Source organism: Pseudomonas sp. R1-15 (genome assembly GCF_051132085.1).
In the GTDB taxonomy this organism is placed as follows: domain Bacteria; phylum Pseudomonadota; class Gammaproteobacteria; order Pseudomonadales; family Pseudomonadaceae; genus Aquipseudomonas.
The window spans coordinates 4,504,321-4,517,069 of record NZ_CP071660.1; the positions used below are offsets into that span (position 1 = coordinate 4,504,321).

Below are 12,749 nucleotides of genomic sequence, written 5' to 3' on the forward strand. Positions count from 1 at the left end.
TCCCGCTGGGTGACGAAGTCGCCCCAATCCGGGTTTTGTGGGGTGTCAGGCAGGTTGCAGGGGGCCGCTGCGCGCCCCAGCGGGAGCAAGCTCCCTCGCCACGGGGGCGGTGGCTGCTTGAGTGGCGACCAGACGCAGGTTCAACCGCAAGCCCTTCCTGCCGTTCTGCGCCCACAGCCGCCCACCCTGGCGCGCCAGCGCATTACGGGCAATGCTCAGGCCCAGCCCGAAACCGCCGTCTCCCGGGCGAGAGCCATCGAGACGGGTGAACGGGTCGAAAATACGCTCAAGATCCTGCTCGGCCACGCCACCGCCGTCGTCTTCAAGCCACAGCAGCCAGAAACCGCCCTCACGTCGACCGTCCAGCCGCACCACGCCGCCGGGCGGCGAGTGCCGGATGGCGTTGCGCAGGATGTTTTCCAAAGCCTGCGCCAAGGTATTGAGGTTGCCTTGGACCCAGCAATCGGCATCGACCGCGCATTGCAGTTGAGCGCTGGGCCAGCCGCTTTCGTAACAGGCGTTTTCCGTGAGCATTTCCCACAAGGCCTGGACCTGGATCGCCTCGACCGCCAACGGCGCGCGTTCGGTGTCCAGCCAGGCCAGTTGCAGGGTGTCCTCGACCAGTCGCTGCATGCCCTCGACTTCCCGGGCGACGCGCTCGCGCAACTGGTCCAGGTCCTGCTCGCTGTCGCTGGCGACTTGCAGGCGACTCAGCGGGGTGCGCAGCTCATGGGACAGGTCGCGGAGCAGCTGCTGTTGCAGCGCGACGGTCGATTGCAACCGCTCGGACATGTGATCGAACGCCCGTCCCAGCTCGCCCAGTTCATCGGCACGCTCGGTGGTGCGGCTGGACAGGCGCACGCCCAACTGATCGGCCCGCCAGGCATTGGCCTGTTCGCGCAGTTGATTGAGCGGCACCACCAACAGGCGATACAGCCCGACACAGAGCAACAGGGTGAACAGTCCGGGGATCACGCCGTTGGTCATCACGCGCCAGAACACTTGGTACTGCCCCGGCAGGAAACGCTCGGGCAGTTCGATCACCAGGCTGCCGACGGACGGGTCGCCGGGGAACGGCACCCGCAGCCATGGTCGGCCCTTCTTGTGGATCGGCCAATCCAGACCACGGAGGAAGGTCAGCCGCTCGACCTCTTTCTCGGTCAACGGCTGCCCACTCAACGATTGCAGGTCGGGGCCGATCACCCCCACCCAGCTTGCCTCGCGCGGCTGAATGCCTTGCAACCAGCGGTCCACCCCCGCCTGCCGGCCGGAACGCCAGGCGTGCTCGGCCTCGGCGGCGTAACGCGTGAGGGTGCCGCGGGCCTGGTCCGAGAGAAACTGGTTGCGCTCCTCCATATAACGGCCCCAGGACCAACTCAGCCAGATCATCAGCAGACAGAACGCCACCAGCAGGCATGCCAGTTTCCAGAACAACGAGTGCCGCCCAGGCAGATCAGACCACTTCATCGACGGCACTCAACAGGTAGCCCTTGCCCCACACCGTGCGCAGCTCCCGCGCGGTGTAGCCGATAGACTTGAGCTTGCGGCGGATCTGGCTGACATGCATGTCCAGGCTGCGATCATGTGGTGCATAGCCGCGCTGCAACACATGCTGATAGAGGAAGGCCTTGCTCAGGACTTCACTGTCGCTGCGGTGCAGGACGTCGAGCAAACGGTATTCGCTGCGCGTCAGCCCTGCCCATTGGCCCTGGACCTGTACATCGCTGCGCTGCTCATCAAAGTCCAGGTCCTGCGCCTGGGGCAGAGTCATCATTTGAGCCGGGCGCCGATCCAGCGCCACTCGGCGCAGGATGGCCTCGATGCGCACACGCAACTCCGCCATGCTGAACGGTTTGGGCAGGTAATCGTCGGCGCCGAGGCGAAAGCCGCTGATGCGATCCGCTTCCGCGCCCAGGGCAGACATCAGCAACACCGGGGTCGAATGGCTCCTGCGCAAACGGGTCAGCACCGCGAGGCCATCCAGCCCAGGCAGCAGGATGTCCATCAACACCACGTCGAAAGCCTGCCGGCAGGCGATATCCAGGCCATCCTGGCCGTTCTGGCACCAGGTCACTTCGAAGCCGTTGCGGGCCAGGTGCTCATGGACATAAGCGCCCAGCACGGGGTCGTCTTCGATGGCAAGGATGCGCGGCGGCACAGCGGGGATGGGATTCATCAGTATCTGCAAACAATTCTCAGTTGAACGATTATTCAAGATCGGCTCCCGACAGGCAACCGCCGTGTATCGCCACGGCAAATGGCCAGTCGGTCGGGATGCGCGAGGAGATGAATTTTACGAAGAAGGCTCGCCTGCAAATCGCTACACTGCGCAGATGTTGCGCGCCGGATGCGCGCAAAGCTCAATCGGACCGCTGGATGCAGGAGACAAGTGTGCTCAAGAAACTGGGAATCAAAGGCCGTGTGCTGCTGCTCACCCTGCTGCCGACCACCTTGATGGCGCTGGTCCTGGGCGGTTATTTCACTTGGATGCAGCAATCGGACCTGCACGCTCAGTTGCTGCAACGCGGTGAAATGATCGCCGAACAATTGGCACCGCTGGTCGCTCCGGCCATGAGCCGCCAGGACATCGAGCTGCTGGAACGCGTCGCCACCCAGTCCCTCGAGCAAGCCGACGTTCGCGCGGTGACCTTCCTCGCCCCCGACCGCACACCGCTCGCCCATGCCGGCCCGACCATGCTCAACCGGGCGCCGGAGGGCAACAGCAGCCAACTGCTGCAACGCACCGGCAACGACGCCACACGCTACCTGCTGCCGGTGTTCGGCAAGCATCGCAACCTGGCTGGCGAACTGATTCCCGAAGAAGCCGATCGCCTGCTGGGCTGGGTCGAGCTGGAGCTGTCCCACAGCGGCATGTTGCTGCGCGGTTACCGCAGCCTGTTCGCCAGCCTGTTGCTGATCGCCGCCGGCCTGGGTTGCACCGCGCTGCTGGCCCTGCGCATGGGCCGCACCATCAATCGACCGCTGAGCCAGATCAAGCAGGCCGTGGCGCAGCTCAAGGACGGGCATCTGGAAACCCGCCTGCCACCGTTGGGCAGCCAGGAGCTGGATGAGCTGGCGTCGGGTATCAATCGCATGGCCGGCACCTTGCAGAATGCCCAGGAAGAGTTGCAGCACAGCATCGACCAGGCCACCGAAGACGTGCGCCAGAACCTGGAAACCATCGAGATCCAGAACATCGAACTGGACCTGGCCCGCAAGGAAGCGCTCGAAGCGAGCCGGATCAAGTCCGAATTCCTCGCGAACATGAGCCATGAAATCCGCACGCCGCTCAACGGCATCCTCGGTTTCACCCATTTATTGCAGAAAAGCGAGCTGACCCCTCGCCAGCTCGACTACCTGGGCACCATTGAAAAATCCGCCGACAGCCTGCTCGGCATCATCAACGAGATTCTCGACTTCTCGAAGATCGAGGCCGGCAAGCTGGTGCTCGACAGCATCCCCTTCAATTTGCGGGACCTGCTGCAGGACACCCTGACCATCCTCGCCCCCGCCGCCCACGCCAAACAGTTGGAGCTGGTGAGCCTGGTCTACCGCGACACGCCGTTGTCGCTGGTGGGTGACCCGCTGCGGCTCAAGCAGATCCTCACCAACCTGGTGAGCAACGCCATCAAGTTCACCCGTGAAGGCACCATCGTCGCCCGCGCCATGCTCGAAGATGAGCACGAAGACAGCGTGCAGTTGCGCATCAGCATCCAGGACACCGGCATCGGCCTGTCCAGCCAGGACGTGCGGGCGCTGTTCCAGGCCTTCAGCCAGGCCGACAACTCCTTGTCCCGGCAGCCCGGCGGGACCGGGTTGGGCCTGGTGATTTCCAAGCGACTGGTGGAACAGATGGGCGGTGAGATCGGCGTCGACAGCACGCCGGGCGAAGGCTCGGAGTTCTGGATCAGCCTGCGCCTGCCCAAGACCCGCGACGACGCCGAAGACCTGCCCGGCCCGCCGCTGCTGGGGCGCCGCGTGGCGGTTCTGGAAAATCACGAGCTGGCCCGCCAGGCCTTGCAGCACCAGTTGGAGGACTGCGGTTTGCAGGTGACGCCGTTCAATACCCTGGAAAACCTGACCAACGGCGTCACCGTCGCCCACCAGACGGACCAGGCGATTGACCTGGCCGTGCTCGGCATCACCAGCAACGACATGCCGCCGGAGCGTCTCAACCAGCACATCTGGGACCTCGAGCACCTGGGCTGCAAGGTGCTGGTGCTGTGCCCCACCACCGAACAGACGCTGTTCCATCTCTCGGTGCCCAACCCCCACAGTCAATTGCAGGCCAAGCCGGCCTGCACCCGCAAGCTGCGCCGGTCGCTTTCCGACCTGGTCAACCCGCGCCCGACCCGCACCGAACCCAATGAACCGGTGGCCAGCCGCGCGCCCAAGGTGTTGTGCGTGGACGACAACCCGGCCAACCTGCTGCTGGTGCAGACCCTGCTCGAAGACATGGGCGCCCGGGTGCTGGCGGTGGAAAGTGGTTACGCGGCGGTCAAGGCCGTGCAGAAGGAAACCTTCGACCTGGTCCTGATGGACGTACAGATGCCCGGCATGGATGGCCGCCAGAGCACCGAAGCGATCCGCCAATGGGAAAGCGAGCGGCATTGCACTCCACTGCCGATCGTCGCCCTCACCGCCCACGCCATGGCCAACGAGAAGCGGGCCCTGCTGCAAAGCGGCATGGACGACTACCTGACCAAGCCCATCAGCGAGCGGCAATTGGCCCAGGTCGTACTCAAGTGGACCGGCCTGGCGCTGCGCAACCAGACCCCGGATCGGGGCGCTGATGCCCAAGGCAGCAGCGAGCTGCTGGTGCTCGACCACGAGGAAGGCCTGCGCCTGGCCGCCGGCAAGGCCGACCTGGCGACGGACATGCTGGCGATGTTGCTCGCTTCCCTTGAAGCCGACCGCGAAGCGATCCGCCAGGCCAGCGAGGCCAACGACCACAACGCGCTGATCGAACGGGTCCACCGCCTGCACGGGGCCACGCGCTATTGCGGCGTACCGCAACTGCGCGCCGCCTGCCAGCGCAGCGAAACCTTGCTCAAGCAGCAAGACCCGCGGGCTGCCGCGGCCCTGGACGACCTGGACCGTGCCATCCACAGGCTGGCTAGCGAGGCGCGCATCAGCGCCTGACCCAGCGCAATGGTCACCGGCACAATGGCTGTTAAGCTCGGTTCATCCCAGCGCCAGGAGGCCGCCATGCGTGCAATTCTATTCAGCAGCCAGACCTACGATCGTGACAGTTTCAGCAAGGCCGCCGTACCTGCCGGCCTTGAATTGCAGTTCCAGCCGGCACGCCTGAGCCTCGACACCGTGGCCCTGGCCGAACGGTGCGAGGTGGTGTGCGCCTTCATCAACGACGACCTGAGCGCGCCGGTGCTGGAACGACTCGCGGCCGGCGGCACCCGGCTGATTGCCCTGCGCTCGGCCGGCTTCAACCATGTCGACCTGCCCGCCGCCAAGCGTCTGGGGTTGAGCATCGCCCGGGTGCCGGCCTACTCGCCCCATGCGGTGGCTGAACATGCGGTGGCATTGATCATGGCCTTGAACCGCTGCCTGCACCGCGCCTGCAACCGCACCCGGGACGGCAATTTCAGCCTGAATGGCCTGACCGGCTTCGACCTGGTGGGCAAGACCGTGGGCGTGGTCGGCACAGGACAGATCGGCGCGACCTTCGCCCGGATCATGGCCGGTTTCGGTTGCCAGTTGCTGGCCTACGACCCGTTCCCCAACCCTCAGGTCGAAGCCTTGGGGGCCCGCTACCTGCCTTTGGCCGATCTGCTGGCGCAGGCGCAGATCATCAGCCTGCACTGCCCGCTCAACGACCAGAGCCGACACCTGATCAATGCTCATTCCCTGGCAACCCTGCAACGCGGCGCCATGCTGATCAACACCGGACGCGGCGGCCTGGTGGATACGCCGGCACTGATCGAAGCGCTGAAAAGCGGCCAGCTGGGTTACCTGGGGCTGGATGTCTACGAGGAAGAGGCCGAATTGTTTTTCGAGGACCGCTCCGACCTGCCGTTGCAGGACGACGTGCTCGCGCGGCTGCTGACCTTCCCCAATGTCGTGGTGACCGCACACCAGGCGTTCCTGACTCGCGAAGCACTGGCCGCGATTGCCACCACCACCCTCGACAACATCGCCGCCTGGGCGGCTGGCGCTCCGCAGAATCTGGTGGACGGCTGACTCATCCCCTGTGGGAGCGAGCCTGCTCGCGAAGACGGTGTGTCAGCCACACATCGATCGACTGAGGCGCCGCTTTCGCGAGCAGGCTCGCTCCCACAGGGGGATTTCGTCGGCCCGCCCCGCTTGTAGGCGATGCCCAAGCCAGCCCCCGTGCTAGCATATCGCGCCTATCTGGAGGACCCATGGCCGAACACGATTTTCGCTACACCCTGATGAACCCGCAGCACACCTTGACCGAGGTCCGCGCCCTGGCGCCGGGCCGTTACCAGGTCACCGGCAATGGCGGCTCGATCCAGGCCAACGATGTATTGCTCGTCACCCTCAAGGGCAGCAAGGACCTCTCCATGCGCCTGACCGTCGACACCGTTCGCCATCTGCTCAAGCCGATCGGCCAATGGACCGCCATGACCACCGGTCCGGTGTTCGGTGAACTGGCGATCCACACCTGGCAGGTCAAGTGCGACCAATGCGCCAAGGAACTGAGCTTCGAGTTCGCCGTCGATGCCAAGCTCGGCACCAAGGCCCAGAAACCGGCCGCCAGCGCACACATTGCCGAGCTGGGCTGGACGACCGACGGGGAGAAACACCGGTGCCCGAAATGCCAGGAAGCCGCCTGATGAAACATCTGGTCCTGGCCACGCTGATGGGCGCTGGCCTGATGGGCTGCGCCGCCGATCCGGTGCAACTGCAACACAACCGCAGCTACATCCTCGAATGGATCGGCGAGCGGCCGTTGATGGATTACAGCCACCTGACCATCACCCTCGACGATGACGGTCGTGCCTACGGAAATGCCGGCTGCAACCACTGGTTTGCGCCCTACACCCTGGAAGGCGACCGCTTGAGTTTCGGCAAGATCGGCAGCACCCGCAAACTCTGCGCCCCGGCGTTGATGGAGCAAGAGACGCGTTTCTTGCAGGCGCTGGAGAAGGTCGAACGCTGGGACGTGTCTCCTACGGGCCAGACGCGTTTCTGGCCGGCCCAGGGCAAGCCGCTGCGGTGGTGGTTGGAAGAGGGTTGACTCCTGCGCTGACCGATGCACCGGTCCGGACCAGAGAAAAGGTTGAGTCCTGTGGCCTGGTTAACCCCCCTGTGGCGAGGGAGCTTGCTCCCGCTGGGCTGCGAAGCGGCCCCAAAATGGATCTGCCACTGCGCTGTGTCAGATAGAAAGCAGGGGCCTGCTGCGCAGTCCAGCGGGAGCAAGCTCCCTCGCCACAAAAAACCTGCCTCGCCATGGAGTGCTATTTCAGCGCCTGCAACGCCTCCAGCCTGGCCATCACCGCCGCCGCCGTCTGCTCTCCCAGCAATTGTTCACGCACCTTGCCCTGGGTATCGATGATGTACGTCACCGGCAGGCCTTCACTGCGCGGGACATCAAAGAACTCGGCCGGATCCCGGGCCAGTACGGTGAAGCGGATGCCCAGCTTCTCGCTGGCGCTCTTGAGTTCTTCGCCTTGCACCTGATCGAAGTTGACCCCGAAGACACCTACGTTGCGTCCCTTGAGCTGTTCGGCCAAGGCATTAAATTCGGGGATTTCAGTGCGACACGGCGCGCACCACTCGGCCCAGTAGTTGAGCACCAGCCATTGTTTGTCCAGCCGCTGCGCGGCAATCGGCTGACCGTTCTGGTCCACGCCGTAATCGTTGCCGCAGCCGCCGAGCAATAAAAAGCCGATGAATGTCAGTGCCGCCGCCAATCGCCTTGCCATGTGCCGATCCTTGTCTGAATGTGGACAGCTGCGCGACCCATCAGATGCTAGGGGCCTCGCAGCACAGTAGAATAGCCGCCACCTTACGCAAGATGCGACCCGCTCATGACTGATCTGACGCTTTATCACAACCCGCGCTGCTCCAAATCCCGCGGTGCGCTGGAACTGTTGCAAGCCCGTGGCCTGGCGCCAACCGTGGTCCGCTACCTCGAAACCCCGCTCGACGCTGCGCAGTTGGAGCGGCTGCTGGGCAAGCTCGGCATCGATGCACGCCAGTTGTTGCGCACCGGCGAAGATGAATACAAGACCCTCAACCTGGCTGACGAAAGCCTGAGCCAGGCGCAGTTGATCGCCGCCATCGCCGCCCACCCGAAACTGATGGAACGGCCGATTCTCGAAGCAGGCGACAAAGCGGTGATCGGCCGCCCACCGGAGAAAATCCTGGAGATCCTGCCGTGAGCACGCCCTATATCCTGGTGCTGTATTACAGCCGCAGTGGCTCTACCAACGAAATGGCCCGCCAGATCGCCCGCGGCGTCGAGCAGGCCGGGCTTGAAGCCAGGTTGCGCACGGTGCCGGCGATCTCCACCGAGAGCGAGGCGGTGGCGCCGGATATCCCCGAACAGGGCCCGCTCTACGCCAGCCTCGATGATCTGAAGAACTGCGCCGGCCTGGCCCTGGGCAGTCCGACCCGCTTCGGCAACATGGCCGCGCCGCTCAAATACTTCCTCGACGGCACCAGCAACCTCTGGCTGACCGGCGCCCTGGTGGGCAAGCCGGCCGGGGTGTTCACCTCCACCGCGAGCCTGCATGGCGGCCAGGAAACCACGCTGTTGTCGATGATGCTGCCACTGCTGCACCACGGCATGCTGATCACCGGCCTGCCCTACAGCGAGTCGGCCCTGATCGACACCCAGGGCGGCGGCACACCCTACGGCCCGAGCCACCACGCCGGCGCCGACGGTAAAAGCGGCTTGAATGAACACGAAGTCGCCCTGTGCCGCGCCTTGGGCCTGCGCCTGGCAAAAACCGCTTTGTTGCTGGAGAACGGCCGTGGCTAAGAAGCCGAAGATCCTGCCGCCGGTCGAGTGGCTGGAGCCGCGTGTGCACATCGCCCGTAACCTCAGCCTGTTGTGCTTTTTCGGCCTGGTGGGGCTGCTCAGCGGGTATTACCTGCTGATCGCCGACCTGCACGGCGCGCGCCCCTGGGTGATTCTGCTGATCGAACTGGTGCCACTGCTGATACTCGCGCCAGGCATGCTCAGCGGCAGCGCGCGCGGGCATTCATGGATGTGCTTCGTGGTGAACCTGTATTTCATCAAGGGCGCGCTGGCGGCCTACGATCCGAACCGGCAATTATTCGGCCTGCTGGAGATGGCGGCGAGCGTGGCGCTGTTCTGCTCGGCGTTGCTGTATGTGCGCTGGCGGTTCCAGTTGAATCGGCGGTTGGCTGGCGAGGGCGATATCTCCGTCGCCTGATAGACCGCTTTCGCGAGCAGGCTCGCTCCCACAGGGGATTTGTGAACACCACAGATCCAGTGTGGGAGCGAGCCTGCTCGCGAAAGGAGCGACGCGGTCTCAATGATTCACGGTATAAGCCAGCATCATCGAGATCTGGCTCAGCGGCCGCCCGCCACTCTCTTCATGCCACTGGTTGAACGCATTCTGCACCGTCGCCAGGTCCCGCTGGCTGGTCGGGACTTTATCGATGAGGTCCTGGGCGTTGAGCGCCGCTACGACGTCATAGCTGGGCACGAACGTGTCCTTGCCCATCATCCGCAGGAAACGCGGCGCCGACAGGCCACCCAACTGATGGCCATGTTTTTTCAGGTAGGTCCACAAGCCGACGATATCGGTCACCGGCCAATCGGCGATCATCGCACCGAAGCTGCCCTTTTCATGGGCCACATCCAGCACCAGCTGCGCGTTGCGCGGCACGCTCTTGAGCTTGCCCAGGTGGCGGATGATCCGTGCATCCTGCATCAGCCGCTCCAGGTGCTCGGCACTCATCAGCACGACCTTTTCCGGGTCGAACCTGAAAAACACTTCTTCGAACGCCGGCCATTTCGCATCGACCAGGCTGTGCTTGAGCCCGGCGCGAAACACCCGCAGCGCCATGGTCGAGAGGTAGCGATCATCGCTGATCTTGCGCAGTTGCGCCGGGGTCTTGGGTACAGGCAGGTGGGCTTCCAATTCAGCCGCCGAACCGAAGCGGTTCAGACAATACTCGTGCAGCCACTTGTAATCGCGCATGCCCTCTCCTGGGATTGAAATGAAAACGGCGCTTGCAAGCGCCGTGAATGCAAGCTATCGGTAGCGTCAGAGATTCACCACATTGACGAACCGCGGCGTGGCGCTTTCGTCGATGCGCAGGTTGGCGAAGTCGAACAGGTTGCGGTCCGCCAGTTGCGACGGAATGACGTTTTGCAGGCCCCGGAAAATGCTCTCGGTACGGCCCGGGGTCTTGCGCTCCCATTCCAGGAGCATCTCCTTGACCACCTGGCGTTGCAGGTTTTCCTGGGAACCGCACAGGTTGCAGGGAATGATCGGGAACTGCTTGAAATCCGAATAGGCCTGGATGTCCTTCTCGCTGCAATAGGCCAGCGGACGGATCACCACGTTGCGCCCATCGTCGGCGCGCAGCTTGGGCGGCATGGCCTTGAGCGAGCCGTTGTAGAACATGTTGAGGAAGAAGGTCTCGACGATATCGTCGCGGTGGTGACCCAGGGCCATCTTGGTCGCGCCGATCTGGTCAGCGAAGGTATAGAGCGTTCCACGGCGCAGGCGCGAGCACAGCGAACAGGTGGTCTTGCCTTCGGGGATCAGTTCCTTGACCACCGAATAGGTGTCTTTCTCGACGATGTGATATTCAACGCCCAACGATTCGAGGTAGGCCGGCAGCACGTGCTCGGGAAAGCCCGGCTGCTTCTGGTCCATGTTCACGGCAACGATGTCGAACTTGATCGGCGCAACCTTCTGCAAATGCATCAGCACGTCGAGCAAGGTGTAACTGTCCTTGCCGCCGGACAGGCAGACCATGACCTTGTCGCCATCCTCGATCATGTTGAAATCGGCGACGGCCTCACCGGCCAGGCGGCGCAGGCGCTTTTGCAGTTTGTTCTGGTTGACCGTGAGAGTGCCCATGACGCGAAATCCGTGAGGTGTGACGAAAGGCCGGCATTTTACGCAAAAAATCCCTCCCGTGGCACCGCCCTTCGTGGCGAGGGAGCTTGCTCCCGCTGGGTCGGTCCGACGCTTCGGGCGAAGCGACCCTTTGGGACTGCCCTGTTGGCGTCTGCTTCGCAGCCGAGCGGGAGCAAGCTCCCTCGCCACGGGGCGGATTCGCCTGGTATAGCGCACAGCGCACAGATCAGGTCGCGATTAAGCCGCTTCGTTACAGCGCGATTTGCTCTAAGCCGCCCATCCCCTTGACGGTCACTCCTTTCTATACTGCGGCATAAGGTCGCACACACTTACAGACCTTTACTTACCCGGCCCTTTGGCCCGTAGGCGCTCCGTTGGGGGGCGATGGCAATAACAAAGGAGTGACTGACTATGATCCATCATGTCGTGGGGCTCTTTACCCACCCTGATCAAGAATGGAAGGAAATCCGTGGCGATCAGGAGGAAAGCATCAGCCACATGTACCTCACCCACACGCTGATCCTCGCGGCTATCCCGGCGGTGTCGGCGTTCATCGGCACCACGCAGGTGGGATGGGTCATCGGCAATCGCCCACCGGTCATGCTCACCCTGGAAAGCGCGCTGTGGATGACCATCATGTCGTACCTCGCGATGTTGGGCGGCGTGGCGGTGATGGGCGCGTTCATCCACTGGATGGCTCGCACCTATGACGCCAACCCGAGCCTGGCCCGTTGTGTCGCGTTCGCCACCTACACCGCGACGCCGTTGTTCATTGGCGGGCTGGCAGCGCTCTACCCGCACATGTGGCTGGGGATGATCGTCGGCACCGCGGCGATCTGCTACACGGTCTACCTGCTGTACGTGGGTTTGCCGACGTTCATGAACATCCCGCAGGACGAAGGCTTCCTGTTTTCCAGCTCGGTGCTGGCCGTCGGCCTGGTCGTGCTGGTCGCCATCATGGCGTTCACGGTCATTGTCTGGGGATTGGGCGTGGGTCCGGTCTATACCAACTGAAGGCTTGCACTAGCCCTCCGAGAAAAAAGACGATCTGCCAACACAGGCCGCCGCAAGGCGGCCTTCCTGTGCCTGGGGCCGGCGAAACGACCGCTGGGCAGCTGGGCGATTCGCAACGGCCAGCGCTTGCGGCATACTCGGCTTTCTGGAGACCCGTAAAGCATGCTCGAGCAACTCAATACCCGCGTCGAAGAGTGTTACCAACAAGCCGAATCCTTTTTCAAACGTCCTTTCAAACGCCCGGTGGTCAGCCTCAAGTTGCGCGGCCAGAAGGCCGGTGTCGCGCACCTTCATGAAAACCTGCTGCGTTTCAATCCCCAGCTGTACCGGGAAAACGCCGACGACTTCCTCAAGCAGACCGTTGCCCACGAAGTCGCGCACCTGATCGCCCATCAGTTGTTTGGCGACCGCATCCAGGCCCATGGCGAGGAATGGCAACTGATCATGCGGGGGGTCTACGAACTGCCGCCCAACCGTTGCCACACCTACGAGATAAAACGTCGCACCGCCACCCGCTACATCTACAAGTGCCCGTGCGACGGCAGCGACTTCCCCTTTACCGCACAGCGCCACAGCCTGGTCCGCCAGGGGCGGCGGTACTTGTGCCGAAGTTGTCGCAATACGTTGGTGTTCAGCGGGGAGACGCGGGTCGAGTAGCTGTTTTTTGTAGTGTATGGGTTGGCC

14 protein-coding genes are annotated in these 12,749 nt (G+C 63.4%); 9 read left to right on the forward strand and 5 right to left on the reverse strand.

Annotated elements, in window-relative coordinates; all coding sequences use genetic code 11:
* Positions 1–45: 45 nt before the first annotated feature.
* Together J3P97_RS20175 and J3P97_RS20180 are read right to left on the reverse strand one after the other, a co-directional pair.
* Entirely contained in the window at positions 46–1,467 is a 1,422-nt protein-coding gene (locus J3P97_RS20175) for a histidine kinase sensor domain-containing protein (RefSeq protein WP_434672629.1), read from the reverse strand.
* On the reverse strand, positions 1,454–2,176 hold the full coding sequence (locus J3P97_RS20180) for a response regulator transcription factor (protein WP_434672630.1): 723 nt from the start codon (positions 2,174–2,176) through the stop codon (positions 1,454–1,456). Before J3P97_RS20180 ends, J3P97_RS20175 begins: the two co-directional genes overlap by 14 nt.
* 215 nt (positions 2,177–2,391) lie before the next feature.
* On the opposite strand from J3P97_RS20180, the gene J3P97_RS20185 reads away from it, so the two are divergent.
* The 4 genes from J3P97_RS20185 (at position 2,392) to J3P97_RS20200 (ending at position 7,219) form a co-directional block, all read left to right on the forward strand.
* Entirely contained in the window at positions 2,392–5,142 is a 2,751-nt protein-coding gene (locus tag J3P97_RS20185) for a response regulator (RefSeq protein ID WP_434601579.1), read from the forward strand.
* Between the two features lie 66 nt (positions 5,143–5,208).
* The gene (locus J3P97_RS20190; RefSeq protein ID WP_434629041.1) at positions 5,209–6,198 is read left to right on the forward strand and encodes a 2-hydroxyacid dehydrogenase; all 990 of its coding nucleotides are present in this window, start codon (positions 5,209–5,211) and stop codon (positions 6,196–6,198) included.
* A 182-nt stretch (positions 6,199–6,380) separates the two neighbouring features.
* Positions 6,381–6,815, forward strand: coding sequence for a hypothetical protein (locus J3P97_RS20195; RefSeq protein WP_434672631.1), 435 nt, complete (start codon positions 6,381–6,383; stop codon positions 6,813–6,815).
* Entirely contained in the window at positions 6,815–7,219 is a 405-nt protein-coding gene (locus J3P97_RS20200) for an META domain-containing protein (protein ID WP_434601581.1), read from the forward strand. The genes J3P97_RS20195 and J3P97_RS20200 overlap by 1 nt, the downstream gene beginning before the upstream one ends.
* A 220-nt stretch (positions 7,220–7,439) precedes the next feature.
* Here J3P97_RS20200 and J3P97_RS20205 read toward each other — a convergent pair whose 3' ends face one another.
* Positions 7,440–7,907 carry a TlpA family protein disulfide reductase gene (locus J3P97_RS20205; RefSeq protein WP_434601582.1) on the reverse strand — a complete coding sequence of 156 codons (468 nt, stop codon included), beginning with the start codon at positions 7,905–7,907 and terminating at the stop codon, positions 7,440–7,442.
* A 105-nt stretch (positions 7,908–8,012) separates the two neighbouring features.
* Between J3P97_RS20205 and arsC the strand changes: the two genes are divergently transcribed.
* The 3 genes from arsC to J3P97_RS20220 are packed head-to-tail and all read left to right on the forward strand — an operon-like array spanning position 8,013 to position 9,386.
* Positions 8,013–8,366: an arsenate reductase (glutaredoxin) gene (arsC, locus tag J3P97_RS20210; RefSeq protein WP_305499404.1), complete on the forward strand. Its 354-nt coding sequence runs from the start codon at positions 8,013–8,015 to the stop codon at positions 8,364–8,366.
* A complete protein-coding gene (gene wrbA / locus J3P97_RS20215; RefSeq protein WP_434672632.1) occupies positions 8,363–8,968 on the forward strand; it encodes an NAD(P)H:quinone oxidoreductase in 606 nt (201 codons plus the stop codon). The genes arsC and wrbA overlap by 4 nt, the downstream gene beginning before the upstream one ends.
* Positions 8,961–9,386: a DUF2069 domain-containing protein gene (locus tag J3P97_RS20220; protein ID WP_434601584.1), complete on the forward strand. Its 426-nt coding sequence runs from the start codon at positions 8,961–8,963 to the stop codon at positions 9,384–9,386. The genes wrbA and J3P97_RS20220 overlap by 8 nt, the downstream gene beginning before the upstream one ends.
* A gap of 99 nt (positions 9,387–9,485) precedes the next feature.
* On the opposite strand, the gene J3P97_RS20225 is transcribed toward J3P97_RS20220, so the two are convergent.
* Both J3P97_RS20225 and ttcA read right to left on the reverse strand, forming a co-directional pair.
* Positions 9,486–10,160 carry a DNA-3-methyladenine glycosylase I gene (locus J3P97_RS20225; RefSeq protein ID WP_434672633.1) on the reverse strand — a complete coding sequence of 225 codons (675 nt, stop codon included), beginning with the start codon at positions 10,158–10,160 and terminating at the stop codon, positions 9,486–9,488.
* Between the two features lie 66 nt (positions 10,161–10,226).
* A complete protein-coding gene (ttcA, locus tag J3P97_RS20230) occupies positions 10,227–11,051 on the reverse strand; it encodes a tRNA 2-thiocytidine(32) synthetase TtcA (RefSeq protein WP_434656317.1) in 825 nt (274 codons plus the stop codon).
* Positions 11,052–11,462: 411 nt separating this feature from the next.
* Between ttcA and J3P97_RS20235 the strand changes: the two genes are divergently transcribed.
* Together J3P97_RS20235 and J3P97_RS20240 are read left to right on the forward strand one after the other, a co-directional pair.
* Positions 11,463–12,065 (forward strand): Yip1 family protein, encoded by a 603-nt coding sequence (locus J3P97_RS20235; RefSeq protein ID WP_305499396.1) that lies wholly within the window; start codon positions 11,463–11,465, stop codon positions 12,063–12,065.
* Positions 12,066–12,227: 162 nt separating this feature from the next.
* Entirely contained in the window at positions 12,228–12,722 is a 495-nt protein-coding gene (locus J3P97_RS20240; protein WP_434656316.1) for a SprT family zinc-dependent metalloprotease, read from the forward strand.
* Positions 12,723–12,749: the final 27 nt, after the last annotated feature.

Bases quoted from the DNA above. Each gene is read 5' to 3' on its own strand.
- J3P97_RS20175 (WP_434672629.1), bottom strand. From the start codon at position 1,467: ATGAAGTGGTCTGATCTGCCTGGGCGGCACTCGTTGTTCTGGAAACTG.
- J3P97_RS20180 (WP_434672630.1), bottom strand. From the start codon at position 2,176: ATGAATCCCATCCCCGCTGTGCCGCCGCGCATCCTTGCCATCGAAGAC.
- J3P97_RS20190 (WP_434629041.1), top strand. From the start codon at position 5,209: ATGCGTGCAATTCTATTCAGCAGCCAGACCTACGATCGTGACAGTTTC.
- J3P97_RS20195 (WP_434672631.1), top strand. From the start codon at position 6,381: ATGGCCGAACACGATTTTCGCTACACCCTGATGAACCCGCAGCACACC.
- J3P97_RS20200 (WP_434601581.1), top strand. From the start codon at position 6,815: ATGAAACATCTGGTCCTGGCCACGCTGATGGGCGCTGGCCTGATGGGC.
- J3P97_RS20205 (WP_434601582.1), bottom strand. From the start codon at position 7,907: ATGGCAAGGCGATTGGCGGCGGCACTGACATTCATCGGCTTTTTATTG.
- arsC (WP_305499404.1), top strand. From the start codon at position 8,013: ATGACTGATCTGACGCTTTATCACAACCCGCGCTGCTCCAAATCCCGC.
- J3P97_RS20225 (WP_434672633.1), bottom strand. From the start codon at position 10,160: ATGCGCGATTACAAGTGGCTGCACGAGTATTGTCTGAACCGCTTCGGT.
- ttcA (WP_434656317.1), bottom strand. From the start codon at position 11,051: ATGGGCACTCTCACGGTCAACCAGAACAAACTGCAAAAGCGCCTGCGC.
- J3P97_RS20235 (WP_305499396.1), top strand. From the start codon at position 11,463: ATGATCCATCATGTCGTGGGGCTCTTTACCCACCCTGATCAAGAATGG.
- J3P97_RS20240 (WP_434656316.1), top strand. From the start codon at position 12,228: ATGCTCGAGCAACTCAATACCCGCGTCGAAGAGTGTTACCAACAAGCC.